This is a genomic window from Gracilibacillus orientalis, assembly GCF_900114645.1.
Classification (GTDB): domain Bacteria; phylum Bacillota; class Bacilli; order Bacillales; family Amphibacillaceae; genus Gracilibacillus; species Gracilibacillus orientalis.
Genome location: NZ_FOTR01000001.1, coordinates 298,034 through 322,524, shown reverse-complemented (window position 1 = coordinate 322,524; position 24,491 = coordinate 298,034). Strand labels below are relative to the sequence as shown.

Sequence of the window (24,491 nt, the reverse complement as noted above, 5' to 3'; positions counted from 1 at the left end):
TCTCTTTTCTTTAGGAAGAAGGTGATTAGATGGTTCTTACCGTAGACGAACTAGCTAGATTGAAAAAGTATCTACGAATTGATGAAGATGAAGAAGACGATCTACTAGAGACATTTTACCGTCAGGCAAAGGCTGGTATTAGAAGCAAAATAGGTCAAATAAACTTATCTTCAGAATATGCCCAGGAACAATATGATCAAGCTCTAGCTTTATTGGTCCAACACTGGAATGATAACCGTGAAGCTTTTCGGATTGGCAATAACTCTTATGAAATTCCTCATTCGTTGGATAGTATATTGAGAGAACTACGCTACTGCTATCCTCCGGTAGAGGAGGGAGAGGTATGAGTATTAATCCAGGAGATTTAAAACAGCGATTAATATTCAAACAGAACAATGCAGTAGATGATGATGGATATCCAATACCTGGTGGATTAGTCTATGCGAAAGCATGGGGGAGTTTAAAAACGTTAAAAGGTAACACTAAATTTATAGCAGCTCAATCACAAATGGAGCATAACCGAGAGTTTACTATTCGCTATCAGAAAAAATTGCTAGAGACTGAGAGACCTAAAGGCTTGATTGTCTTATGGAGAAAAAAAGAACACGAAATAGAATCTATAGAAGACGAAGACGGTTTAAAAATTGAAATGCTTGTGATCTTAAAGGCAGTGACGTAAATGGAAATGCAATTAGAAGGACTTCAAGAGTTAAACAGACAGATGCAACAAATGGAGCGAAACGTAGAAAAAGACAAAGGAAAAGCATTGACGGCTGGTGCTAAAGTGATGCAAAAAGGTGCACAGTCATTAGTTAAAGTGAAAACAGGAAATTTAAAAGAGCATATTGAGATATCGGAAATCGAAAACGGTGAGATAGAAGTGTATGTGGATAATCAAGGGATAGCTTACTACGGATACATGTTAGAAATAGGAACTTCCAGAATGCCAGCACAACCTTTCATGGGTCCTGCTTTTATGCAAAAAAAATTATTAATAGAACAAGCAATGGCTAATAGCTTACGTCAGAGTTTGGGGTCATCATTATGAACAAATTAATAATCGATACATTAGAATCAACAGGAATACCAGTTGCATACGAGAAATACAGAGGAAGCGAATCTGAGTACATTCGCTTTTTTTATTTGCCGCAAGTAGATTTCCAAGCGGATGACGACGAAACATATGAAACGGTCTATATCCAAGTTGATATATTTACTCCTGGTAATCCAAAGAATTATGCGAAACAAGTAAAACAATTGCTGAAAGAAGTAGGATTCAAAAAGAACTTTGAACATGAAACGTATGAAGAAGATACGAAGCTTTTTCATTATGTTTTACGGTTTTACACAATAGAGGAGGAATACTAATGGCAACAGTAGGTTTAAGAGATTTACACTTTTTCCCCATTACTAAAGATGATGAAGAGGGAACAACGTATGAAGAACCGGTACGTATTGGATTAGCTATGACAGCTAATGTCCAGCCTCAATTTAACTCTGCTGATTTAAGAGCAGAGGATGGTGTTGCAGAAACCGCAGAAGCACGAGGAGCAACTACCGTAACAGTCCAGACAGAAGATATTACCAAGCAGGCACAATCAAAAATACTAGATAAAAAAATTAACAGCGATGGCGTACTCATGGATAGTGAAGATGATAGACCGCCATACGGAGCGCTTGCTTTTCGCTCAGAAAAAGCGAATGGTAAATATCGTTATGTCGTGCTGTATAAAGGTAAATTCACTCCACCAGAATCCAATTACGAAACAAAACAGGAGACACCAGCATTTCAGACACCAACAATTAATGGCCGTTTTATCAGACGTCATTCTGATAATATGCACGGGGCACAGGTTGATGAGGACGACGAAGGCATGGAACAGTCCATTATTGATAATTGGTTTTCTGATGTATATGAAGAAACACCAGAATTGTAGGAGGAATTACACATGCAGATCATTTTAAAGGAAAAGAATCAGGACGGCGAAAGACAAGAGAAGATATATACAACAGGACATGTAAGCGGCTTTTATTTCCGTAAAGTGAATGAATTTGATGAAACAATTGATTACTCAGATATCGATGTGGAACAGATGGATACGCTAGTAGGATTTGTATGCGATGTATTCGATAACCAATTTGACACCAATCAATTTTATGACGGCATCCCATCACATGAAGTTATCTCAAGTATTACAGACGTATTTGTCTATGTTCGTACCGGTAAAACACCAAAAGAATTAGATAAAGAAAAACAGGAAGCTGAAGAGGGAAACGAAACGGGGAAGCAATGACGCCTGAAGAGGTGAAAGCTTCCCTTGTTAGAAAAGCGAAAGAAACAAAAGAGAAGGTTATTAAACCTTTATATAAACAATTATTAAAGAATGGGTGGACGCTCGGTCAAATTGACGAGATGGACATCCATTTTTATTTGGAATTGCATCAACCGGAAAAAACATACATTGATCAACTTAAATTGTTCTAGGAGGTGATCGCATTGGCAAACGTAGGATCATTAAGAACCACCATAAGTTTAGACTCAGCACAATTTAACCAATCTATGTCAGGTGTTAACAGACAATTGAAAAGTCTGCAGCAAGAGCAAAAAGCGGTCACCTCAACTGGAACTGGCTTCGCTCGTGGAGTAGATGAATTAAGAAAGAAATCGGATGTGCTAGGCAGAACTTTTGAACTGCAACAGAAGAAAGTTAGAGAACTTAGAAAACGGTACGAAGAAAGCAAAAAAGCAACCGGAGAAAACTCAAAAGAAACACAAAAAGCCATGACTGCTTATCAAAAAGCACAAGCGGAAATGAACAAAACAGAAAATGCTCTTAAAGGCGTAACGGAAGAAATAAAACGTCAAAGCAACCCATGGCTAAACCTGGAGAAAAACCTTACCAATACTGGAGAAAAATTAACGGCTGCCGGTGATAAAATGACCACTTTCGGCAGAAATATGAGTATGAAAGTAACTGCTCCTATTGTCGGTTTAGGTGGAGCTATGTTGAAAACAGGTATTGAATTTGAATCGTCAATGTCCAATGTACAGGCAGTTAGTGGTGCTACTGGATCAGACCTTGAAAAATTAGAAGGTAGCGCACGTGAACTTGGCGCCACGACTTCCAAGAGTGCAAGTGAAGCAGCAGATGCGCTAGGTTATATGGCACTCGCTGGTTGGGATACCACTCAGATGATGGATGGCTTGGAACCTGTTCTTCGTTTATCTGAAGCTGGTAATATTGATCTAGCGCGTGCATCTGATTTAGCCACAGACTCCATGTCTGCTTTGCAAATCGGGGTACAGGACTTGCCAAAATACTTAGATAACGTAGCCGAAGCGTCAAGAAGCTCTAATACGAGTATCGATCAACTGATGCAAGCTTATGTTACAGCAGGCGGTAATTTAGCGCAGTTTAACGTACCACTCGAAGAATCCACTGCTATGCTTGGTTTATTAGCAAATAGAGGTTTAAAAGGTAGTGAAGCTGGTCGATCGCTTAATGCTATCATGGTTAACCTTACAAGCGGAGCTGGTCGAGCAGGAACGGCATTGGAAGAATTAGAAATAAGCGCTTTTGATGCAGATGGCCAGTTTATCGGAATGGAAGAAACGTTGCGACTTGTAAAAGATCGTACCAAGGATATGACAGATGAACAAAAAGCAAATTACATTTCTATGATAGCTGGTAAAGAGCATCTTAAATCATTCCAAGGTCTACTTGCAGGAATCGATGATGAATACGGTGATTTAAAAGGAAGCGTGTCAGAAGCAGATGGCGCTTTAGATAACATGGCAAAAACAATGCAAGATAACGCTCAAGGAAATATTAATCGTTTAAAATCTTCTTTCGAAGAATTATCAATCCAATTTACAGAACACATGTTACCTGCATTTACGAGAGGTGTGGAAGGTTTAACAGACCTGGTAGATTGGTTTGGTAGCCTCGATAAATCAACTCAGGATAACATTATTAAAATGGGTGCATTTGCAGCTGCTATCGGACCAGCATCTTTAATGTTAGGTGGTATTACTAAGACTGCTGGAGGAACGTTTACCACACTGGGAAAATTAGCAGGTGTCATCGGTAGGTCTGGAAAAGGCGGCGGTGCGGCAGGAAAAGCAACACTTGCTGGCGGCTTAGGATTACTTGGCGCAGGTGGTGGACCTGTTGCATTAGCTACATTAGCCATAGCTGGTTTAACTGCAGGAGGTATTGCTCTCCATAGTCACATGAAAAAAGACGTTATACCGGAAATAGATTTGTTTGGTGATTCCGTTTCTGATTCGACAGAAAAAGCTGTTGGCGGTTTTATGGAATTAAATGATGAAGCTACTGTGCAATTGAATGAATTGGCGTGGAGTGGTAAAGAAGTATCTGAAGAAATGGCAGAATCATTAACCGGCACCTTTGATCAGATGGGCCAACAAATTGTAGATGGTTTAGAGCAAAGAAAAGATGAAAGTCTATCTGCTATCCAAGAAATGTTTGATGGCGCTAAAGATATTAGTGATGAGGAACAAACTGAAATATTAAATAGTGCAACCGAAAGTTTCGAAGAGCGAATTAAAGCAACTGAAGAAGCGACAGCAAGAATTGATGAAATATATAAAACTGCAGCAGAAGAAAATCGAAAAACCACTACAGAAGAGAAACAAGAAGTTAACCGAATCCAAGAAGAAATGAAAAATAATGCAATTGAAGTACTATCTGAAAACGAGCAAGAACAACAGGTTATTTTGGAAAGAATGAAAGATCAAGCAGAAGATATAGGAAAAAGACAGATGGCTGATACGATCAAGAATTCAATTGAAACAAAAGAAGGGGTCATTGCTGAAGCAGAGAATCAGTATTATTTACAAAAAACGACCTATGAAAACATGCGAGATGAGTTAGAAGGAATTGAAGAAGGTTTGACAGATCAATTGATAAAAGATGCTGAACGTCGCAAAAATGAAACGGTCAAAGAAGCCGAAAATAGGCATCAAGGTGTAATTGATGAAGCGAAAGAACAAAATCCTAAATTAATTGAACAAGTTAATCTTACGACAGGTGAGATCTTAAGTAAATGGGAAAAGCTAGGCGCTAATTCTGCGATAGAGTTTGCTAAAATCTATTCAAAAGGCAAAGGTATTTACGGTGATATTAAAGATGTTTTCAAACAGGCCATTACAATGCCTTCCCCAAACTTAGGGTCAACTAGCTCATTATTTAATTCAGCAAGGGCTGCGTGGAAAAATGTAAGAGATATTTTTACTCAGAAAATATCTATGTCAGCTCCGACTGCACGGACTCCGTCCTTACAACACAAAACTATGCCAACTAATAGATTTAACTATGATGGTAATGATTCTTTTGAAGGTGGTTTAACCTGGATAGGCGAAAAAGGATTTGAATTAGCGAGACACGGAGATCAATGGGGGATGTTTGATTTTGGCTTAGCAAATCTACCTCAAGGTACACAAATATTCACGCATGATGAATCAAAGAAAATACTAAGCTCATTAAATAATATACCTGGCTATGCTACGGGCGTAAGTCCAACGGGTGAAGCTGATCGGATTGCTAATAGATTAAACCAACCACAACAATCACAAGGTGAAGCAGTAATCTACACCACTGTGATTAATCAAATGGATGGTAGAGAAATTGGAAGGTACACTTATAAAAGTGTGACAGAATTCCAAGAACGCGATAAAAAAGTAAAAGAAAAGTTCAGGGGGTGAATAATATGAAATCACTAACATTCAACGGCGAAAGAAAACCGTGGATTTATCTATTGGAAGGCAGACAAAAAGCCCCCTTTGCTCCGAGAAATAATAACTTGTTAAGAGTTCCAGGTATGCCTGGTGCTTATTTAAAAAATGAAACGATAGATGTTCTTTACATTACACAACCAGTTGGCTTTGTTGTGGAAGATGATGCAGATGCTTTGACTAAAAAAGATGAATTAGCGGAATGGCTGCTAACTGGTAAAACAGTAGAGTTGAAATTAGACGATGAACCAGGGCGAACATATTTTGCTAAGTTAGAAGGAACAATAGAAGATTATCAAAAGTTTGTAGATCAGCGTAGAGGCACGCTGACTTTTTTATGTCCTGATCCTTACAGCTACGGTCCGGAACTAGAATTCATTGCATCATCCGGTTATTTCAGTATTACCAACACAGGAACTGCGGAAGCAGAACCAATATTTGAATTTGAAGTAACTGCTCCTGTTACCTTTTTGATGATTCAAAATCAACTAAATGAGTATATGATGATAGGTGAACCGGCTGACGATGATGTGCAAGTAGTAGATAGCCGAGAACTTATTTTTTCAGAAGATGGGAACATGGACGGCTGGATGACAAACGGAACTGAAATCGATCCGATCAGCGGAGCTATCAGCAACGGAACCATGACACATGATGGAACAGGTATTATAGCAGATGACTACGGTAGTCCTGTTAGTGGTAATGACGGATATGGTCCTGCGATCATTAAAGAACTTCCAGAAGCTATTGAGGATTTTGAAATATCAACCATCATCGACACTCGAACAAATGATTTAAATCAAAATTTCCGAGTCGAGCTTTATGCGTTTGACGAAGGAATGAACATGTTAGGTAAAATTGGGATACATGACGGGAATCGAAACTTCCATGAACGTAACGGATTAGCTAGGGTTGGTGAGTATGTTGATAGCACCACACGCTATTTTATACACTCCGGTAATTTTCAGTTCCGAAATAGTGGTCCTGCATTGACGTTTTTCATCAAATGGAAACGTGAAGGAATTAACTTTGAATTTAATATTTACCGGATTGTAAACGGGGAATTAAGAAATTGGACTCGAAGACGTTTCAAAGATAGATCTGGTCAATGGCTAGGAAGATTAAAGTATATTCAAGCGTACATCCGAACATACAGAGGTCGGACGAACCCAAATATAGCACGAGTCAATCAATTAAAAGTAGAGAAATTACTTCAAGTTACGGAAGATCAAACGCCATACATTGCTTATCCAGGCGATATTATCACGTTTAATCATACCAATAACGGCCAAGTATACATCAATGGAGAAGTGTATGAGGAAAACATGCTAGGGGTGGATTATTTCACCTTGAAAAAGGGAGATAATGAAATTGCAGCATTACCAAGCGATAGCTTTAATATTAGCGGCAGATATCGAAGGAGGTACTCATAAAAGGATGTCACAACTCAGAATTGAGGTGAAAAAATGTCACAAGTATTTGTAGCAGATGGTAATAATTATGAAGCATTATCACATATAAGGTATCGAAACGTCATCTCCAATAGCCATAAGAAATCGCTTGAAGATGGTAGTGAGACGTTTGATTTTACTACACATGCTGATAAACCCTATTCATCATTTATTGGAGGAAATAACCGGATCATCATTCCTGGAGAGGATGGTGATTTTTTAGAATTTATTATTTATGAAGTACAGGAAGATCGTATTGAAAGAGAATTGGAAGTATATAGCTATGCTAGTTATGCGGAACTAAGAACAGCAAAAGTCATACCTGAACATACCACTTCATCATTAACAGTTGGACAACATGCAGGAATTGCATTAGATAGTACTGAATGGAGAGTAGGAGTCATTGAAAGTGATGCAGTACGGACTATCCAATTTGAAAGCCGTACACACCCTTATGGATATTTAAAACGACTCGCATCTGTCTTTAATTTAGAGCTACATTTCCGAATTGAACATCACAACGGAAAAAGAACTGGAAGATATGTTGACTTATTAGAGCGTGTTGGTGAATGGCGTGGTAGACGTGTAGAGTTTGGTAAAGACTTATTAGGTTTACGACGTGTAGAAAATACAGAAGAAATTGTAACTGCGCTAAACGTCATTGGTCCAGCTGACGAAAACGGTGATCGTTTGGAAGTGGTTGTCGAAGATGAAGAAGCTTTCCAACGGTGGTCACGTAACGGCAACCATATTATTAAAGATTATGAACCTCAATTTGAAATGGAAGAGAATGCAACCGAAGAAAGGCTAATCGAACTTGGTGAAGCGGAGTTGGCTAAGCGTGTGAACGCTATTGTTTCATATGAGGGGACTATTGCCGATTTGGAAAAGGTACCAGGATTAGAGCACAAAAAATTTCGCTTTGGTGATACCATTCAAATAAGAGATACCAGTTATGAACCGGCTCTTTATTTAGACGCACGTATCTTTTTCCAAGATCGAGATATTAAAGATCAAGCGGAAAAGCAAGTGCGATTAGGCGATTTCACAGAATACACCGAAGAAGAAGTCAACGCAATATGGAAGTCATTGCAAGCACAAATCCAACAAAAAATTAGCATGTCGGAATTGACGGAAGCTACTTATACTAAACCGGAAATAGACGAGAAAGACAAACCTGGTAATGATGCAGCAGACAAAATCGAAACAGATGTAGGCTGGACAGAAGTAATTGAGTCGGAACAGGGCGCGCAAGATAAAGCTGACCAGGCAGAAGACGATGCGAATTGGTACACGGATCAAATCAAGATAGAGGTTGATAATGAGCTGCTTGATAAAGCCGATCTAGAATACGTGGACGGACAACTGCAATACAAAGCCGATGCAGAGGTAGTAAACGAGCTAAACGACACGGTGTCCGGGTTACAGGACAGCACGAACAGCTTACTTGTAGATGTCGCTAACAATGCGGAAGAATTAGAAGCCCAGGGCGGGAGAATTACAACCGTTCGAAATGAGTTTGATGAGGTGGCAGGTCAGCTTGATATAGCCATCCAGGACATAGGCACCTTAGACAATGCAGTAAGCACACAAGGCACGCAAATAAGCGCCAATTCGGAGGCTATAAGTTTTAAAGCTGATTCGGTTGTCGTCGAAGGGTTGCAAGACGAGTTTGACAACCTAAGCTATGAAAACCGAAATCTTGTCATAAGAACGAACGAAATAGAGGGCAGTCACATAAACCAGGATGGAGAAATAACAGGAAACGCAGGAAACAGCGTTATGAGAGACTATATAAAAGTCACACCAGGAGAGGTACTAACATTCACGAAAAGAGACGACGGCGATAATTATTGGCGTTGGAAATGGCTAGATGAAAATGAGGAGTATATGGATAGAAGGCCCGCAAACGCACATACATTCCATTGGACGGTGCCGGACGGAGCGCACTTCATCCAGGTGTCATACCCTGTTAACTCGTACCCAAAAGTGGAAAGAGGCAACAAAGCGACTGAATGGAAACTTGCACCGGAAGACATTGACGCCGATATATCTGCTGTAGGCGTAAAGATCATAGAGATAAACACAAGCCTCGAAATTATGGAAGGCAACATAGAAGCCAAAGCAGAACGTTCAGTCGTTGAAAACCTCTCAAGTGATGTAACTACCATAAGCAACGAAGTCGGCAATCTGTCGGTGGCTTATGACGAAATAACGGCAGAGGTCTCTAGGGTTGAATCAAAGACAGATGACAACATATCAGAGATCGGCAGCATAAACACGGAGCTAGGTATTCAAGCCGGGCAGATCCAATCAAAAGTAGATGAAACGTATGTTACCGGCGCTATTGCTGATATCGAGGTCAGCGGAAGGAATCTCGCGAGAGGGACCTCGGACGTGTACCAAACACGTGAGATGAATAACACCTGGAGAATAACCACTTTTCGGGAAGATTTAGACGTCCTCGGATTAAATGCAGGTGACGAGGTAGTATATCGAGTGTATTTAAACCCCCTGAACGGATACGGCGGGAATGCAAGAATAGATTTTTACGACGAGAACAACGATTATACTTCGAAATCGGGGCCGAAAATAACTGCCGACACAGGAGCGGGGTATTCCAGTGTCAAATGGGTTGTTCCGAGCGGATACAATGAAGTGAGGCTGACAATAGGAAACGAAGAATCGGGATCTGATTTAAGGTATTCGTTTGAATTGAAGGAGCTAAAATTTGAGAAAGGTAACATAGCTACCGGATGGACGCCGGCGCCGGAAGACGTACAAAGCGAGATCGATTCTGTTTACGAATATGCTGAATCGCAAGTAACACAACTAGCAGGAAGAATCGACTCAAAAGCAGAGGCATCAGTCGTAACAGACATTGAGACAAGAACGTCCTCCGCAGAGCAAAGTATCGACGCTTTAGAAGGTCAAATCACGAGTAAAGTTGAACAGTCTGTATACAACACGCTTGAGGACAGAGTTGACACGGCGGAGTCGACCATCACGCAACAGAGTAATCAGATCCAATCAAAAGTAGAAGAAAACGACGTGAGATCCATATTCACGCAAGAAGCTGACTCGTTTACCTTTGATGCAAGTCAAATTAATTTCACAGGCCATATATTTGGTGGAGACGCTACTTTCAATGGGTTCATAGAATCAACGAGCACCATCGACAATCAAGTTTACAACTCTCGATTCAACGGGGAGGAATTCCGATTTGTAAGATTCAAGTCCGGCATATCCAACCCTAATACCGAAAATGTCGATCTGTCCCAGGTGGATAATTTAGCCAGGATATATCATGACGGTGTGGCATTTGCAGACGATACCGATGCTGCCGGCTTTGGGATGTCCGGAATTGCACACAGTGGCACGCTTAACTATTACGTCGATCAAATGGTTGTGGATGCTCCGAGCGGATCGACTTTCATGAACGATGTTAATTTTTGGGGCAATGTTCAAGTTGACGGGGATCAAGAAATAAACGGAAATTTAACAGTGCCTAACGGCAGCATAGTGATTAACGCCTCCGGTAAGTCACCTAGAATCGACTTAGATAACGGTAACGGTAACTATATCTCAACGTACAACAACAGGCTTACGTTTTACTCCTACCCTGGTGACGGTGTGGGATCGGGCGGCGTTCAAATCAGACAAGTAGCCGGATCAACGGGAACCCGCTACCCCATGCAGTGGCGAGAAAACGGAACTTGGAGAGTCGACAGAGACAATCTTACCACCACTTCCGGATCGGCTAATATGCGTATATTTACAAGCGATAACGGCGGATATTCAAGGATAGCGATATCAAGCTCAAGACGAGCTATAAAAGAGGATATCCAGGACGTAGAGTTCACACTTGATCAGATTCAATCACTACAGCCTGTAACCTTCCAAGATAAAGCAGAATACGAGGAGGAAGGGAGCGCTCAAGCAAGGTATTATGTCGGTTTAGTTGCGGAAGATGTGGCGGCTTCCGACATTCCCTTACTCGCAGAAAGAGACACAGAAGGAAACCCGGCAAGTGTTTCTTATGACCGTGTGGGCGTTGTAGCCTTATCGGGTGTACAGAGTCTCATTCCACGGTGGGGAGTGCTAGAGGTTTACCGAAACGAACATGAACGACGGATCGACATGCTAGAAATGGAAGTTTTTCATTTAACAGAAGAAAACAGTCAGCTGATTAGCAGATTGTCTAAATTAGAGGAGGCAGTTTAAGATGCAAGTAACAGTAAAAGAAGTGTTTAATTTGAATGAAGGCCTTAATCATATCGTTAACAAAGAGCTACCCGTTGGGGTGGCTTTTAAATTGCAAAGAATTACAAGAGTTGTGAATGAAGAATATAAGACAGCTCAAAACATGCGTTCAAAACTGGTTACTAAATACAAGGAGAAAGACCTGGATAACGGTAGAGTTCAACTGAAAGAAGACGAGCTAGAGGATTTTAATAGAGAACTAGAAGAGCTCCTAGGGCAAGAAGTGAAAATTAACGTAGAAAAGATCGAAATTAGCGAGCTAGGCAGCATCCAAGCAACCCCTAAAACGTTAGGGTTAATCCATACTATTTTAATAGAATCAAACGAAGGAGGAGAATAAATAATGAACTTTGAAATCAGAGCAGTAAACACTAAGTACGATAATGGCGAGGTTACAGGCGTGAAAATATCCTATTCAGCTAAAAACGAGACAAGAAGCGTGAATGTAAGCGGAGTGTTTGAATTGACTGCGGCAGAATACAACGATAACAGTTCTATTGGTGCACTGGAAACAAAAGCACAACAACATTTATTGGATGAGATTAACGCCGATTAGGGCGTATGTTATCCCTTGCTTTATCCCTATTTTTATAGTAGATTGTATAATTGTGTGATTTATTAAAGCAAAGGGATGTAGAAAAAAATGAGTGGATTAAAACATTTAAGTAATGATTTATTGATTGATTCTTATTTTCAAGCAGTAAAAATGGATTTAGAAAGTGATTTCATTGGATTACTATTGGATGAGATCAGGAGTAGAGGGATAGAATCGAGAATTAATCTGAACCTTGTACCTTAGAAGCAAGCCATCTAAGAAAATCTTTTTCTTTGGTACTCAGCTTTCGATTTAAAGAAGTTTCAAAATGTTTTTTTAAATTCAGGTAAGTGTCAGATTTAGTAGTTTTCAAATCAAATTACTCCTTTTTAATCTGGGATATTCTTATAGTATCTATATAATTGTAATGCATGTGTAATAATTTGTAAAAAATAAACCTTTAAATTATCTATTTTACGAACAGGTCATTTGTGACTGTTTTTATTTTGCGTTGTGCGTTGTATATAAAGTGTAAAGCAACGAATGAGTCTAGTGAAAGCACCTATTCTAAGGCGTATTTTTTATGCAGGAATTTCCTCCTTTTTGTCGAATATTGATAGGGAGGAGGGATATGAATGAGTTTTAGATATGACATGAGAGGTAAATCAAGCCAACAACAAGCGATAGTCAGTCAGCGTGATCGTGAGGAACAGAGGAGAAAAGAAGAGTCCGAAAAACAAAGGAAAGAAATAGAGATAAATAATCAAATATATGAATTTGATTATGAAAGTGTTAAAAGTGAATTAAATGAAAAAGAACTATCTTACTTCACGGATTATTTACAGACATACAAAGAGACCATAATTAAAGAAGTTTTAAGTAGAGAAAAGTTAAACTTTAGTGACTTGGAGACACAATTAGGAACAGGTGATATTGAGTTATATAATAATCAATCGGAGACGTTATATAAAACATTCCAGTTTATTAAAACAAAAGATAATGTTATTAAGGTAGTTAAATCTACTTAAAAAAAGCATCTCTAATGAGGTGCTTTTTTTATACCCAATAACAGATAGAAGGGGAGTCTTACAAATGAAAAATGAGGAGATGAAAAATAGATGGGTGGTTTTAACTTGGAACATTTAGAAGCAGCAAAAATGTATTTGTTTGGTGACGTTAAGTTTCTTCATTTGTTGTTATTGTTGATGGCATTGGATGTTGTAACTGGGATATTCAAAGCGATTAAAAATGGAAAGCTGTGGTCCAGAAAGTCATTGTTTGGTTATGCTAGAAAATTACTCGTACTTGCAGTAATTATTTTGGCCAATGTGGTAGATCAAATATTAGGTTTAAATGGTGCAGTCACTTATGCGACTGTGCTTTTTTATATTGCCAATGAAGGTTTAAGCATTATTGAAAACTTGGCTGAGGTTGGTGTTTTAGTACCTAAAGGTTTAGCAGACAAGTTAAGAGCGATTGATAAAGAAAATAGTACAGGAATTAGCCAAGAGATTAGATCAGAGTTTAACGATAATGAGGAGGAAAAATAGATGGTGAACATAAAAAAATGGATTGTGCCTAATGGTATTGCCAACAAAGTAACATACGAAAATAACAACGGAAAAAAGACAGTAACTATCCACCAAACAGGCAATACCGACAAAGGTGCAAATGCTGTAGCGCATGCCAAGATACAATTAAACGGTAACCCTCGTGAAGCATCCTGGCATTATCAAGCGGACGATACTCAAGTTATCCAATCATTTGAAGATGATGCGCAATGTTGGCATGCAACAGATGGACGTGGACCAGGTAATCTTGACTCAATCGCAATTGAGTTATGTATCAATTCAGATGGTGATTATAAAAAGACATTAGAAAATGGTGCTGAGTTAGTAAAGCATTTATTGGACAAGCACAACCTATCCATTAATGATGTTAAGCAACACCATAACTGGTATCCAAAAAATTGCCCTGCACAATTGCGAGCAGGTAAGGGAAGTATTAGTTGGAATGACTTCTTAAGTATGGTTAAAGGTAAAGCTATCGAAGCGCCGGACTCAAAAGTGAAATCAGCTACGACAGAAAATAAAGCCAATCTAAAAGTAGATGGAAAATGGGGTAATTCAACTACAAGAGCATTGCAACAATATCTTGATACTGTAGTAGATGGTATTATAAGCGATCAAGTACGTAATAACGTGACAAATGCTTTTTATGGTACGACTATTGACTTTGGCAGTGGTAAAAAAGGCAGCATGGCAGTGAAAGATTTACAGAGCAAGATCGGTGCTAAAGTAGATGGATTGCTAGGCCCCGAAACAATCGGACTTCTACAGAAGTATTTAGGCACAACTTACGATAAGAAATTAAGTAGGCCATCAATTGTAGTCAAAGAGTTACAACGTCGATTGAATGAAGGGACGTTCTAACTAGTTAATAAAAGGAGCGCAGTGGAAAAGCGCTCCTTATACTTCAACTAACTGGGCGTTAGTTGAAGAAGTTTTTAAAACATAATATAATTTTCTTAATCAACTTTAGTGGAGGAACTTATTATGAGCCATACGAAAACATGGATGATTAATATGAAAATTATAGATTACTTAGGGAAGGGAGTTGATAATTCAAAATAAAAGGAGAGATATTCATGTTTTATAGAAAAGCTAATAAGAAAGATTATAATGAAATTTTAACTATATGGGAAGCATCAGTTTTAGCTACTCATGATTTTTTAAAGGATAAAGATAGAGAAGAAATTAAACGAGAAATACCTTCGTATTTTGATTACCTTGCTATCCAATTGTGGTATGAAAAGGATGAATTACTTGGCTTCTCTGGAATAAACGAACATCACTTGGAGATGTTATTTTTAAAACCAGATAAAATAGGTAAAGGATACGGTCAGGCTATCATTAGTTCTTTAATTAAAGACTTTAATATTAAGACAGTCGATGTAAATAAAGACAATGAAAATGCAACTAAATTCTATATAAAGAATGGATTTCATATATTAAACCAATCAGAGATAGACTCTTCCGGTCGTCCATATCCCATACTACATCTAAAGCTAAAATAATCTGTTTGAGTACACATTTTCACAATTAATAGCAATTGTAGCACAAATTCGTAAACCTCAATGTAGTTAACAAAAGCCCAGACGTGGAAACCTGGGCTTAAAATTTTAGTAATATTTATATTGTCCACTTCAACAAACGGCCTAGTTAATTTAAGTGCATCTTTACACATTTAAAAACCTGACTCAATTTTTGCTGTAGATGACCTTATTTTACCTAAGGTTCTTACCTAGTATGAACAATTAACCAATTTTATCCTGGAAATGAATCTTGTGAAAATAATACATGGTCAATTAGATATAAATTACGAAAAGCTTTCATTTATCAATGTTTTTTTCATACAATACGTTGAGAGGTGATAATAGTGACGAGAGTGGCTTATACCCAAAGTGATATTGATTTAATTGCAAGGATGATGAGGGCAGAAGCTGAGGGTGAAGGAAGGTTAGGGATGCTTATGGTTGGAAACGTCATTATAAATCGAGCAAAAGCTGATTGTTTAGATTTTAAGGATGTACGGTCCATACGAGATGTAATCTTTCAAGTTCAAGGTGGAAATTATGCTTTTGAAGCAGTACAAAAAGGTAATTTATTTTATCGCCCTGCAAGGGGGATAGAGAAAAAATTAGCACGACAAGTTGTGAAATATTGGAGAGAACATCCTTCTAAGTATTCTCTTTGGTATTTCAATCCGTATGGCGAATGTCCTCCTACATGGTATGATCAACCATTTGCAGGGCCATATAAACAACATTGTTATTATGAACCAATAGCTAACACATGTGAAAGTGCTTATAGATATTAACAAACAAAATCCCCCACAATTGAGGTGACACCCGGTGCTTTAAGTACATAAATTCACGATCAATAATAAGTGTAGCACATATATTAATAAGTCTACATGATATGTAAAAAGCACCGGCGTGGAAAACCTGGGCTTAGAATTTTAATTTATACTGTACAATTATTGTTACCTAATGTCACCCAGTTAAAATATCTTCTGAAGGATATCTGATTTTTTCTTCTTTTGGTTGTGCCAATGAAAAAGCAAGTGTAAGTGGTCCGAGTTTTCCGACAAACATGATGATCACTATTGCAAGTTTTCCTATAACAGTTAAAGAACCAGTTATACCCATTGATAATCCCACAGTCCCAAATGCAGAAACAACCTCAAACAGTATAGTAATGAAAGGCTGTTCCTCTGTGATGCTTAATATAAAGATACCTAAAAAAATAAAAAAGAGGGCCATGCTTGATATGGCTAAGGACTTTAAAATAAACGATTGATTAATAGACCTTCTAGCAATGGTAATATCTTTTTTTCTCCTTAAAAAGCTATTTACGGCCATGATAATGACAAGGAAAGTAGTTAATTTGATACCTCCTCCAGTTGAAGCACTACCTGCGCCAATAAACATTAATATAAGAAGGAAAAATATAGTTGCTTCCTCTAAATTTCCAATATCTATAGTGTTAAATCCAGCAGTCCTTGGAGTGATACCTTGAAAGTAAGAAGCCCAAAGTTTATCACCCAATGAATGCAAGCTTCCAAGTGTATGAGGGTTGCCGTATTCTAAAGTGAAAATAGTAATTATTGCAATGATATTTATAAAAAATGTACCGACGATCATCATTTTAGAATGTAGAGACAGTGTTTTAAATCGCCTTTTATACCATAAGTCCGATAAAACGGTAAAGCCGATACCACCAATAATAAATAAAAATGAAATAACAATGTTAATGATTGGATCTCCAACAAAACCTGTTAAACTATCCGACCATAAAGAAAACCCCGCATTATTAAAAGCAGAAATGGAGTGAAAAAAACTAAAATATAAACCTTTTATCCAACCCATCTCCGGGACCCATCGTATTGAAATAAAAAGCATGGCTATAATTTCTATTGTTAATGAAAAGAAAAATAGGTTTCTTACTAATTTTATCACGCCGCCAATAGACGTTTGATTTAAGGCTTGTTGAACCAGTAATCTTTCTTTTATTCCAATTCTTTTACCCAGCATTATGTAGATCAGGACCGCAAAGGACATGATTCCTAAACCGCCTAATTGTATGAGCGATACAATTACGATTTGGCCAAAAAGCGTAAAAGCCGACCCCGTATCTACTACAACTAATCCGGTGACCGTCATAGCAGATGTTGCAGTGAATAATGCATCTACCCACCGTATTGATTCGGTAGTGGCTAAGGGTAATTTAAGTAACAATGTTCCTATTGATATGGATATAATAAATACTAAAAGAAGTAATTGAGATGGGTTAAGCTTTATATATTTCTTCAGCATCAGCTTATACCCCTACTTTTTCAAAACGATGAATATCAGCATTATGACCCATCACAATTAAAATATCATCCTTTAATACTTTTTCTTCAGCATCTGGACTTACGAGCATTTTTTTATCTCTTTGGATACCTACTATCGTACATCCATATTTTTCTCTAACACTTAATTCAGCTAATGACTTATTATGTAATTTTTGTGTGGCGACAATTTCCACCATACTATAATCTTCGGATAGCTCTACATAATCAATAATATTATCAGATACAGTATGATGAGCAATACGTTTTGCCATTTCTCGTTCTGGATGGATAACTCTGTCGACTCCAATCTTGCTTAATACTTTATGATGGTATTCATTTTGTGCTTTCGACCATACCCTTGGTACTCCAAGGTCCTTTAATAATAATGATGTTAATATACTAGATTCAATATTTTCTCCGAAAGAGACAAAAGCATGGTCAAAATTTCTTATGCCTATCTCTATTAAAGAATCTTCATCCACTCCGTTTGCGTGGACGGCATGTGTTGCAATTTTTGAGTATTCTTTTACTTTGTTTGGATTAGCATCAATAGCCATTACATCTTCACCTAATTTAGCAAACGATTTAACTAAACTTCCGCCAAATTGACCTAATCCAAATACTGCGTATTGTTTCTTCATTATTTATCTTCCTTTCTAAACAGAAAAAGACCACTCTTAATAAGAATGGTCAATGGTTTCATTAACCCTTCTCTCACAAGTGCTTACGAGGTTAGCTGTCGGATTAGGGAATGAGAGTATCCCTTCTTAACATAGTTTGTTAAGATTCACCCCAAGATAAACATGGTTTATCAAAAATGGTTCCCCCGCTTATATTACATAATTAAGCTTAAAAGGTAGTTTTATGAAATTGATAACTATACATTACTCCTATAGATGTCGATAGTCAATATGAAATTTGTAAAGATTTATAGTCTTTTTTGAACTATTTAAAAATTGATACTTAATGATGATGTTTAAGTGCAATTAAAACTAACCAGTCTTAGAGCCTTAGCTGCTCACTTTCATCTTAACCGATTCAAACAATTCTTCAATAATCAACAGAACCTTCTTCCTTATAGCCGGATTAAAATAATTCCGTTTTTCTTCTTTACGTTTAGCGTAATACGTATATTCCGTAAATTGATCTGACTTATCGGTTAGTAATACACTTAACCTATTCTTATGCATCTGCTGCTTAAGCTCTCGTCTTTCTTCAATAGCTTTCATTTCAACAGCTTCTAAAAAATGAATGTATGGTTCGCTTATTTTAAAAATATTATTGGTTCGAACAGTATTCAAATCCTTTTGGATCACTTCAATGGCCATACTTAAAAACAAATATCGGTTTGCAATTTTGAATTCTTCATCAGTTATATTCCTCATCAGATCCACCCCTATCAATAAGAACGCTTGTTCCTATTGTATACCCTGACATTAAAAATAAGCAATAGAAAAAGACAGCCAACATTTGACTGTCTCATTTAAACTTCATACAAAAGAGAAAAATAGAAACTAATGGATGGTATTAGATATGTCCTCACCGAATGCTTTTGTAAAAACAATTTCCAAACTTTTTAATATTAAATAAAAAATTATGCTAGCACCTGGAAAGATAATATAAATACCGTTCTGCTTACTTTGTTCTATTTTACTTTTTCTATTTTTCTAAATATATTTGAATAAGCTCTTTTAATATTGGAAGCATTCTTAGTATCATTATATAATCCAATTCCCCATGTATCATATTTCATATTCCCTATATTCTTAATACCAACTGCATACATTTGATCTTCAAATGTTGGAGCATCTGAATATTTAAGATCTTTATCTATAAAAGGAACAAAGGATTTTTCGGATTCTATGAACACTATAGGAATTTCTGTTTCACTAAAAAAAGCCACATATTCTTCTTGACTTACTTCCTCAAAATATTTTTTTATTATAAAAATACCATCTATATGATTTAATTCTGGTGTAGAGTTGTTTATAAGATGGTCTAGTGATATGTTGTGAAAAGTGACATTCTCTTCTCTAATTGGGGGAGTTTCACCCAAAACACCTATAGTAAGGTGTTCACCTTGATAAATATTTGTTTCAGGCTCGACTGGACCTTTTTCCTCACATCCAATTAGTAAAGCAAATAGAATAATACTAAAAAAATAGACCTTTTTTACAAGCACTATAACTACCCCTTTCAAAAATTTTTATTTTCTATAATATTAAGGCTATTTTCACATAATTACCCTTGCCAGCACAAGAATACCTGACTAACTCTAATTTAAAAATCCCCCTGGATTAACTTCCATAGGGGGATTTAAATGCTTGCTTATTTTTTAGTAAGGGTATTAAATAGTTCTCTTATCTATACTCAAAAGTATCTGATGTATACACGTATTCATAGTGATCAGATGCATGAGAAATATTAAACTCTACAGTTGCAGCCTTGCCTACACCAATACTTACTCCACCATCAACTACTGTTGTGCCATAATTATAAAAATCACCGTTAACAATAAAGTGAATAGTATGCTTATCTTCTAAATTAGTATATACAGTTCCATTGAATTTCTTTGAATAACCACTGTCATCTCGATTCATACCAACATTAAGAATTTCCTCAATCTCAGCAAACTGCCCAAAAGGCACGTTAACTCGTACATAAAATTTAACGGAAGGTTTATAAATACTATTTACTCTAAATTCTTTTGTGATTGTTCTGTAAGAAGCAGCCCTAGCCTCTATTTCTGCTTCTCTAGACTGTTGAAGTAATTTAGTTGAAGAACTGGAACCGATAATTCGTTGTTCGGCTTTCTCTATAGAAATATCCTCATCTTTTGCTAACTTTTGAACAACTTCGTCAAATGTTAAGACCTCACTCAATTCAGTGTCCTCATCGTTAACTTGCACATCCACCTCTTCACTTCTACTTTCAGCAGAAACTATTGAACCGAAAACAAGAGACCCAATAATTCCTACAATAAGAAATAATAATAGTTTTTTCATTCTTATGACCTCCTTTTATTGTTAATGATAGTTTACCAGATTTAAGAATAAATTACAAATATACCATAATTTTAAAATTGTTTATTAATCTACCAATCAGGATTGCTAGAAGAGCTGTAGTAATATTTAAAATTTTTTGTCAACTACAACACTGGATTGCAGGCTTATCCAATTACATCAAGGCTTACCTGTCTATTTCAGTGTGCGAAAGTTGATATTGGGCATATCAATCACTCCTTTCAATCTCTTCATTTCTTAGTAATTATAAAATTTGGTTTAATTGTAGTTAAAAACATTAAGTTTATGCAAATCGTAAATTAAATGGGGGGATATTCACTATTTATGTCGAAATTATAGATTAAAAGATCCAAGGGAGACGGAATAACTATGCTGGATAGTTAGAAGAAAGACCGTTTTAAAATCCATACAGTTTACGAGGAAGAAATGCAGCAAAGATCTATGCATATATTAGATAGAGAAATTGGACAGAGTTTCGTTTATTATGAGGATGAAATAGAGGACTTAACCAACAGAGACTTGCACCCACTTAAACATCATTTACGTAAAAGGATGCATCTCATTCAACATGGAGCATATGACAAAGCACCTACCGAATAAGTAGGTGCTTTAATTATGTGATACTGTAAATGATACAGTTTTAACCTAAAAATAGTTTTATTCTAATTTTCACCAAACACCTTAAATACTGTTATATAGGCGTTTTATTATATTTTTATAATTATGTTTTTAGCAAGTGCGGAATGTACTTTTTTCCAGTGGAATCCCCCTTGCGAAAAACTTGTACGTGGATTGCCCATTCACATGTTCTCGAAATAGAAAAAATAGAACAACACTTAACACGGGTCGTTTTTAAAAATGGCCGTGATTTAGTGTTAGAAGTATCTTATGCTACGATGATTAATCAATTGTATCGCACTGCTCAATACCGCTACCTACTCAGTAATAAAATGCAAGACATTCTTGAGACTTCCCAGCATATAGCAGAATCGAAATGGCATAAAAAGAGATAAGATATGGTGGTAGAATAAAACCAATAAGGCACTTGTCTTATTGGTTTTATTCATTTTTAAAAAAATCACAGTTTCACTTCTTCTTTTGAAGAAGGGGCTGAATCAAGGGCATGTGTAAGTAATTCCTCAAAAATCAACTCGACTTTTTTACGAATGGCTGGATTAAAGTAATTGCGCTTTTCTTCTTTACCTTTGCAGAGGAATAAGTAAGAAGTGAACGAATCATTTTTCTCTGCTGCGACGACTTTAATTTTCTCCTGATGCATTTGTTTTCGTAACTGTCTTCGCTCTTCTGTTGCATTTTTCTCCATCTTCTCTAATAACGCAATATATGGCTCATTTATTTTAAATGGGGATAGTTGCTGCATTTTTTGTAAATCATGTTTAATAACCGTTAGGGACATTGATAAAAATAGAAAACGTGATGCTAATTTCCACTCTTGCTCGTTTAAATATCTCATTTTCCATTTCCTCCTTTTCAAGGAACGTTTGTTCTATTGTATGCTTAATTCTCAAAAAATACAACAAAATTGTAAAAAAGTTAGATAGAAAATCATGGATTTATGTAAAAGATTAGGCAAACAGCGAAAAAAATATTAAAATAAAAATAACTCATGTTTTTTAGTCAGTTGAAGGAGTTAAACGAGGTATGATTACATATAATATAAGTAACTTAGAGAATATTGATGTAGAAGAGATTAAAGAATTAGTTGAAGCAAATGAATTTGGACAGTTAATGAACTTCTTATTGCAAAGCTATGAAAGCTTAGGTCCCATTCCAGGCTTTTTACTTCCTTTTATTGAAGCGTTTCTTCCTTTTTTGCCAGTTATCGTATTTGTGATGACAAATGCAGCGGCATATGGTTTATTGGAAGGATTTATTTTGTCCTGGACAGGAGCGAGCTCCGGAGCAATTGCAGTGTTTATGTTGGTTCGTCGTTTCAAGCATATCCGGCTACTGCAATGGATTAGCAGGAATAAACAGGTGAGAAAGGTAACCAATTGGTTAGAGCGTCATGGGTTTGGACCCTTATTCCTTTTGCTGTGTTTTCCATTTTCCCCTTCTGCAGTGATTAATTTGGTGGCTGCTATTTCAGGGGTAGGCTTTTACCAATTTGTATTAGCTGTATTATTAGGAAAAGGCGTAATGATCTTAACTTTGTCCTTCATTGGAGATAGTATTGTCTCCTTTGCACAAAACCCTGTTAAAACCATAGTATTAGCAATAGGAATCTCCATTCTCTGGATAGTAGGAAAATATTTAGAGAAGCGCCTGCAAAAAAGAGATGAGGAAAAAAATGGAGGTAAAAAGGATTAAAATTTTCCAAATGGGGTAAATTAGTTAATAAAGAGAGTCCCTTTGGAGGGAAAGTCTATGGATAAGAAGCGTATTTGGTCAATTGTGCGAATTGTTGTTTTTGCGTTGGTGTTGGCTATGTTTTTTCGATCTTATTTATTTGCGAGTTATGTAGTGAATGGTAAGTCGATGGAGCCAACACTACACGATGGAAATTTATTAATGGTTAATAAAATGGTATATGATTTAATGGATATCAATCGTTTTGATGTGATTGTGTTTCATGCGAATAAGAATGAAGATTATGTAAAGAGAGTAATTGGAAAACCAGGGGATCATATTGAGTACCGAGATGATATGTTGTATATCAATGGAGAAGCGATTGATGAGCCATATTTGGATCGATATCGGGAACCAAATGAGATACTCACAGATGACTTTACATTAGAAGAAATAACTGGTGAAGAAGTCATACCAGAAGGAAAACTGTTTGTATTAGGTGACAACCGGACGAAAAGCTATGACAGTAGAGCCATTGGTTTCGTAGAAGAGGAAAAAGTGGTAGGAAAAGTCGATATCCGTTACTGGCCAATGTCAGAGCTTAACTTTCAATTTATACAATAAAATAAGGTAAGCGCTTTAATTAGAAACCCAATCCACTAATGTTTATGATGGATTGGGATTTTTAAATGAAGCAAGAAAGCATAAACGGAGATGTCTAGCTCCAAGCGCCAAAAACTAGGCGACTTCACGAATAGCTCTACGATAAAGAAGACTTGCCGATTGGTGAAACCAGAGGCTTAGTCGCACTTATGCCTTTAGGTGAAAGTTATCATCGAGTCACTTACTCCCCGTGATTCCTTTATCTCAGTTGATTCGCTCCAGTCGCACTTGTTTTATACGGGCGCACTAATCTTTATAGCTCTCCTCGTCGTTTAGACAGGTTCTATTCGACGGGAGCCGCCATTTTATAGCTCTTCCCGTCGTTTAGACCGGATCAATTCACCAGGAGTCACTATTTTAATGAAATTTTATGGTGTAATATAGATAATCAAAGAGGGAAATGTGGAAAGAGGGGAGAAAAATATGTCGCAACGTACAGTTGGCATTTTGCTATTTAACGAAGTAGAGGTATTGGATTTTGCAGGGCCATTTGAAGTTTTTTCATTAACATCGAAACCGGATTTAAAAACAAAGGCTTTTAACGTGATCACTATTTCAGAAGATGGAGAGATGATTAAAGCCAGAAATGGTCTGAAGGTGGTACCCGATTATAATTTTTATGATCATCCTGCATTAGATATTCTTGTTGTTCCGGGAGGTTATGGTGCAGAAGAAATCGAAATGAATAATTCTGACCTGATTGAGTGGATTAAGCAGCAAAATTCACAAGTCGAATATATGACATCTGTATGTACAGGGGCATTACTCTTGGCAAAAGCAGGATTATTAAATGGGAGGAATGCAACCACACATTGGATGGATCAAGACAGATTGGAAAAGGAGTTTCCATTGGTAGTTGTTCAGCGTAATGTAAAGTTTGTAGATGAGGGTACTGTTATAACCTCTGGAGGCATATCAGCAGGAATTGATATGTCTTTTCATCTTATCTCTCGTATTTATGGAAAAAAAGTTGCAGAAGAAACTGCGAAGCGGATGGAATATGATTTCTTTTCCCAAGATAGATCTTAGTGAATCTTATCATTAATCATATAAAATATCCCAATAGTAGCTTAACCCACTACTATTGGGAT

The 24,491-nt window shown here is 37.0% G+C and carries 29 protein-coding genes and 1 riboswitch; of the genes, 23 read left to right on the top strand and 6 right to left on the bottom strand.

What is annotated here, in order from left to right; genetic code table 11:
• Nucleotides 1–29 precede the first annotated feature (29 nt).
• From BM121_RS01490 to BM121_RS01405, 18 genes are all read left to right on the top strand, one after another.
• Complete coding sequence (locus tag BM121_RS01490; RefSeq protein WP_091480131.1) at nt 30–347, top strand: head-tail connector protein; 318 nt, start codon at nt 30–32, stop codon at nt 345–347.
• Nucleotides 344–679, top strand: a complete 336-nt coding sequence (locus BM121_RS01485) for a phage head closure protein (RefSeq protein WP_245780699.1) — start codon at nt 344–346, stop codon at nt 677–679. Before BM121_RS01490 ends, BM121_RS01485 begins: the two co-directional genes overlap by 4 nt.
• Nucleotides 680–1,048, top strand: a complete 369-nt coding sequence (locus BM121_RS01480; RefSeq protein WP_091480127.1) for an HK97-gp10 family putative phage morphogenesis protein — start codon at nt 680–682, stop codon at nt 1,046–1,048.
• Nucleotides 1,045–1,368 (top strand): hypothetical protein, encoded by a 324-nt coding sequence (locus BM121_RS01475; RefSeq protein ID WP_091480124.1) that lies wholly within the window; start codon nt 1,045–1,047, stop codon nt 1,366–1,368. The genes BM121_RS01480 and BM121_RS01475 overlap by 4 nt, the downstream gene beginning before the upstream one ends.
• Nucleotides 1,368–1,937, top strand: a complete 570-nt coding sequence (locus tag BM121_RS01470; protein WP_091480120.1) for a major tail protein — start codon at nt 1,368–1,370, stop codon at nt 1,935–1,937. The genes BM121_RS01475 and BM121_RS01470 overlap by 1 nt, the downstream gene beginning before the upstream one ends.
• A gap of 12 nt (nt 1,938–1,949) precedes the next feature.
• On the top strand, nt 1,950–2,294 hold the full coding sequence (gpG, locus tag BM121_RS01465) for a phage tail assembly chaperone G (protein WP_091480117.1): 345 nt from the start codon (nt 1,950–1,952) through the stop codon (nt 2,292–2,294).
• Nucleotides 2,291–2,485 carry a hypothetical protein gene (locus BM121_RS01460; RefSeq protein WP_091480114.1) on the top strand — a complete coding sequence of 65 codons (195 nt, stop codon included), beginning with the start codon at nt 2,291–2,293 and terminating at the stop codon, nt 2,483–2,485. Before gpG ends, BM121_RS01460 begins: the two co-directional genes overlap by 4 nt.
• Before the next feature lie 12 nt (nt 2,486–2,497).
• On the top strand, nt 2,498–5,728 hold the full coding sequence (locus BM121_RS01455) for a phage tail tape measure protein (RefSeq protein ID WP_091480110.1): 3,231 nt from the start codon (nt 2,498–2,500) through the stop codon (nt 5,726–5,728).
• Between the two features lie 5 nt (nt 5,729–5,733).
• Nucleotides 5,734–7,191: a distal tail protein Dit gene (locus BM121_RS01450; protein WP_091480107.1), complete on the top strand. Its 1,458-nt coding sequence runs from the start codon at nt 5,734–5,736 to the stop codon at nt 7,189–7,191.
• A gap of 33 nt (nt 7,192–7,224) precedes the next feature.
• A complete protein-coding gene (locus BM121_RS01445; protein WP_091480104.1) occupies nt 7,225–11,433 on the top strand; it encodes a phage tail spike protein in 4,209 nt (1,402 codons plus the stop codon).
• A 1-nt stretch (nt 11,434) separates the two neighbouring features.
• The gene (locus BM121_RS01440; protein ID WP_091480102.1) at nt 11,435–11,812 is read left to right on the top strand and encodes a hypothetical protein; all 378 of its coding nucleotides are present in this window, start codon (nt 11,435–11,437) and stop codon (nt 11,810–11,812) included.
• A 3-nt stretch (nt 11,813–11,815) separates the two neighbouring features.
• Nucleotides 11,816–12,028 carry a hypothetical protein gene (locus tag BM121_RS01435; protein WP_091480098.1) on the top strand — a complete coding sequence of 71 codons (213 nt, stop codon included), beginning with the start codon at nt 11,816–11,818 and terminating at the stop codon, nt 12,026–12,028.
• Between the two features lie 87 nt (nt 12,029–12,115).
• Nucleotides 12,116–12,271 (top strand): sporulation histidine kinase inhibitor Sda, encoded by a 156-nt coding sequence (gene sda, locus BM121_RS01430; RefSeq protein ID WP_091480095.1) that lies wholly within the window; start codon nt 12,116–12,118, stop codon nt 12,269–12,271.
• A 371-nt stretch (nt 12,272–12,642) separates the two neighbouring features.
• Nucleotides 12,643–13,035: a hypothetical protein gene (locus tag BM121_RS01425; RefSeq protein WP_091480091.1), complete on the top strand. Its 393-nt coding sequence runs from the start codon at nt 12,643–12,645 to the stop codon at nt 13,033–13,035.
• Between the two features lie 90 nt (nt 13,036–13,125).
• Nucleotides 13,126–13,557, top strand: a complete 432-nt coding sequence (locus BM121_RS01420; RefSeq protein ID WP_091480085.1) for a phage holin family protein — start codon at nt 13,126–13,128, stop codon at nt 13,555–13,557.
• Nucleotides 13,558–14,439, top strand: coding sequence for a peptidoglycan recognition protein family protein (locus tag BM121_RS01415; protein ID WP_091480082.1), 882 nt, complete (start codon nt 13,558–13,560; stop codon nt 14,437–14,439). It begins immediately after the preceding gene.
• A 215-nt stretch (nt 14,440–14,654) separates the two neighbouring features.
• Nucleotides 14,655–15,083 carry a GNAT family N-acetyltransferase gene (locus BM121_RS01410; protein ID WP_091480079.1) on the top strand — a complete coding sequence of 143 codons (429 nt, stop codon included), beginning with the start codon at nt 14,655–14,657 and terminating at the stop codon, nt 15,081–15,083.
• Between the two features lie 362 nt (nt 15,084–15,445).
• Entirely contained in the window at nt 15,446–15,886 is a 441-nt protein-coding gene (locus BM121_RS01405; RefSeq protein WP_091480075.1) for a cell wall hydrolase, read from the top strand.
• Nucleotides 15,887–16,061: 175 nt separating this feature from the next.
• Here BM121_RS01405 and BM121_RS01400 read toward each other — a convergent pair whose 3' ends face one another.
• From BM121_RS01400 to BM121_RS01380, 5 genes are all read right to left on the bottom strand, one after another.
• Nucleotides 16,062–17,384, bottom strand: coding sequence for a TrkH family potassium uptake protein (locus BM121_RS01400; RefSeq protein ID WP_091480072.1), 1,323 nt, complete (start codon nt 17,382–17,384; stop codon nt 16,062–16,064).
• 4 nt (nt 17,385–17,388) lie between these two features.
• Entirely contained in the window at nt 17,389–18,045 is a 657-nt protein-coding gene (locus BM121_RS01395; RefSeq protein WP_091480068.1) for a potassium channel family protein, read from the bottom strand.
• Nucleotides 18,046–18,110: 65 nt separating this feature from the next.
• Nucleotides 18,111–18,264, bottom strand: a riboswitch (cyclic di-AMP (ydaO/yuaA leader).
• A 150-nt stretch (nt 18,265–18,414) separates the two neighbouring features.
• Nucleotides 18,415–18,789, bottom strand: coding sequence for a YhjD family protein (locus BM121_RS01390; protein ID WP_091480065.1), 375 nt, complete (start codon nt 18,787–18,789; stop codon nt 18,415–18,417).
• A 260-nt stretch (nt 18,790–19,049) separates the two neighbouring features.
• Nucleotides 19,050–19,586 (bottom strand): hypothetical protein, encoded by a 537-nt coding sequence (locus BM121_RS01385; RefSeq protein ID WP_091480062.1) that lies wholly within the window; start codon nt 19,584–19,586, stop codon nt 19,050–19,052.
• Between the two features lie 178 nt (nt 19,587–19,764).
• A complete protein-coding gene (locus tag BM121_RS01380) occupies nt 19,765–20,409 on the bottom strand; it encodes a hypothetical protein (RefSeq protein ID WP_091480059.1) in 645 nt (214 codons plus the stop codon).
• 444 nt (nt 20,410–20,853) lie between these two features.
• On the opposite strand from BM121_RS01380, the gene BM121_RS21895 reads away from it, so the two are divergent.
• Nucleotides 20,854–21,027: a hypothetical protein gene (locus BM121_RS21895; protein WP_175495272.1), complete on the top strand. Its 174-nt coding sequence runs from the start codon at nt 20,854–20,856 to the stop codon at nt 21,025–21,027.
• Nucleotides 21,028–21,170: 143 nt separating this feature from the next.
• Nucleotides 21,171–21,440 carry a competence protein ComK gene (locus BM121_RS01375; protein ID WP_281244807.1) on the top strand — a complete coding sequence of 90 codons (270 nt, stop codon included), beginning with the start codon at nt 21,171–21,173 and terminating at the stop codon, nt 21,438–21,440.
• A 65-nt stretch (nt 21,441–21,505) separates the two neighbouring features.
• Here the strand turns inward: BM121_RS01375 and BM121_RS01370 are convergent, their stop codons facing one another.
• Nucleotides 21,506–21,901 carry a YhjD family protein gene (locus BM121_RS01370; RefSeq protein ID WP_091480056.1) on the bottom strand — a complete coding sequence of 132 codons (396 nt, stop codon included), beginning with the start codon at nt 21,899–21,901 and terminating at the stop codon, nt 21,506–21,508.
• Nucleotides 21,902–22,089: 188 nt separating this feature from the next.
• Between BM121_RS01370 and BM121_RS01365 the strand changes: the two genes are divergently transcribed.
• The 3 genes from BM121_RS01365 to BM121_RS01355 all read left to right on the top strand — a co-directional run bounded on the left by BM121_RS01365 (nt 22,090) and on the right by BM121_RS01355 (nt 24,429).
• On the top strand, nt 22,090–22,758 hold the full coding sequence (locus BM121_RS01365) for a TVP38/TMEM64 family protein (protein ID WP_091480053.1): 669 nt from the start codon (nt 22,090–22,092) through the stop codon (nt 22,756–22,758).
• Nucleotides 22,759–22,815: 57 nt separating this feature from the next.
• Nucleotides 22,816–23,361 carry a signal peptidase I gene (lepB, locus tag BM121_RS01360; RefSeq protein WP_091480051.1) on the top strand — a complete coding sequence of 182 codons (546 nt, stop codon included), beginning with the start codon at nt 22,816–22,818 and terminating at the stop codon, nt 23,359–23,361.
• Between the two features lie 462 nt (nt 23,362–23,823).
• Nucleotides 23,824–24,429 carry a DJ-1/PfpI family protein gene (locus BM121_RS01355; protein ID WP_091480048.1) on the top strand — a complete coding sequence of 202 codons (606 nt, stop codon included), beginning with the start codon at nt 23,824–23,826 and terminating at the stop codon, nt 24,427–24,429.
• Nucleotides 24,430–24,491 lie beyond the last annotated feature (62 nt).

Excerpts from the sequence above, each read along its gene's own strand:
- BM121_RS01445 (WP_091480104.1), top strand. The coding sequence starts at position 7,225 with ATGTCACAAGTATTTGTAGCAGATGGTAATAATTATGAAGCATTATCA.
- BM121_RS01475 (WP_091480124.1), top strand. The coding sequence starts at position 1,045 with ATGAACAAATTAATAATCGATACATTAGAATCAACAGGAATACCAGTT.
- BM121_RS01415 (WP_091480082.1), top strand. The coding sequence starts at position 13,558 with ATGGTGAACATAAAAAAATGGATTGTGCCTAATGGTATTGCCAACAAA.
- BM121_RS01395 (WP_091480068.1), bottom strand. The coding sequence starts at position 18,045 with ATGAAGAAACAATACGCAGTATTTGGATTAGGTCAATTTGGCGGAAGT.
- BM121_RS21895 (WP_175495272.1), top strand. The coding sequence starts at position 20,854 with ATGCAGCAAAGATCTATGCATATATTAGATAGAGAAATTGGACAGAGT.
- BM121_RS01375 (WP_281244807.1), top strand. The coding sequence starts at position 21,171 with ATGTACTTTTTTCCAGTGGAATCCCCCTTGCGAAAAACTTGTACGTGG.
- BM121_RS01470 (WP_091480120.1), top strand. The coding sequence starts at position 1,368 with ATGGCAACAGTAGGTTTAAGAGATTTACACTTTTTCCCCATTACTAAA.
- BM121_RS01435 (WP_091480098.1), top strand. The coding sequence starts at position 11,816 with ATGAACTTTGAAATCAGAGCAGTAAACACTAAGTACGATAATGGCGAG.
- lepB (WP_091480051.1), top strand. The coding sequence starts at position 22,816 with ATGGATAAGAAGCGTATTTGGTCAATTGTGCGAATTGTTGTTTTTGCG.
- gpG (WP_091480117.1), top strand. The coding sequence starts at position 1,950 with ATGCAGATCATTTTAAAGGAAAAGAATCAGGACGGCGAAAGACAAGAG.
- BM121_RS01450 (WP_091480107.1), top strand. The coding sequence starts at position 5,734 with ATGAAATCACTAACATTCAACGGCGAAAGAAAACCGTGGATTTATCTA.
- BM121_RS01390 (WP_091480065.1), bottom strand. The coding sequence starts at position 18,789 with ATGAGGAATATAACTGATGAAGAATTCAAAATTGCAAACCGATATTTG.
- BM121_RS01440 (WP_091480102.1), top strand. The coding sequence starts at position 11,435 with ATGCAAGTAACAGTAAAAGAAGTGTTTAATTTGAATGAAGGCCTTAAT.
- BM121_RS01420 (WP_091480085.1), top strand. The coding sequence starts at position 13,126 with ATGGGTGGTTTTAACTTGGAACATTTAGAAGCAGCAAAAATGTATTTG.
- BM121_RS01380 (WP_091480059.1), bottom strand. The coding sequence starts at position 20,409 with ATGAAAAAACTATTATTATTTCTTATTGTAGGAATTATTGGGTCTCTT.
- BM121_RS01425 (WP_091480091.1), top strand. The coding sequence starts at position 12,643 with ATGAGTTTTAGATATGACATGAGAGGTAAATCAAGCCAACAACAAGCG.
- sda (WP_091480095.1), top strand. The coding sequence starts at position 12,116 with ATGAGTGGATTAAAACATTTAAGTAATGATTTATTGATTGATTCTTAT.
- BM121_RS01400 (WP_091480072.1), bottom strand. The coding sequence starts at position 17,384 with ATGCTGAAGAAATATATAAAGCTTAACCCATCTCAATTACTTCTTTTA.
- BM121_RS01480 (WP_091480127.1), top strand. The coding sequence starts at position 680 with ATGGAAATGCAATTAGAAGGACTTCAAGAGTTAAACAGACAGATGCAA.
- BM121_RS01370 (WP_091480056.1), bottom strand. The coding sequence starts at position 21,901 with ATGAGATATTTAAACGAGCAAGAGTGGAAATTAGCATCACGTTTTCTA.
- BM121_RS01410 (WP_091480079.1), top strand. The coding sequence starts at position 14,655 with ATGTTTTATAGAAAAGCTAATAAGAAAGATTATAATGAAATTTTAACT.
- BM121_RS01485 (WP_245780699.1), top strand. The coding sequence starts at position 344 with ATGAGTATTAATCCAGGAGATTTAAAACAGCGATTAATATTCAAACAG.
- BM121_RS01365 (WP_091480053.1), top strand. The coding sequence starts at position 22,090 with ATGATTACATATAATATAAGTAACTTAGAGAATATTGATGTAGAAGAG.
- BM121_RS01490 (WP_091480131.1), top strand. The coding sequence starts at position 30 with ATGGTTCTTACCGTAGACGAACTAGCTAGATTGAAAAAGTATCTACGA.
- BM121_RS01355 (WP_091480048.1), top strand. The coding sequence starts at position 23,824 with ATGTCGCAACGTACAGTTGGCATTTTGCTATTTAACGAAGTAGAGGTA.
- BM121_RS01460 (WP_091480114.1), top strand. The coding sequence starts at position 2,291 with ATGACGCCTGAAGAGGTGAAAGCTTCCCTTGTTAGAAAAGCGAAAGAA.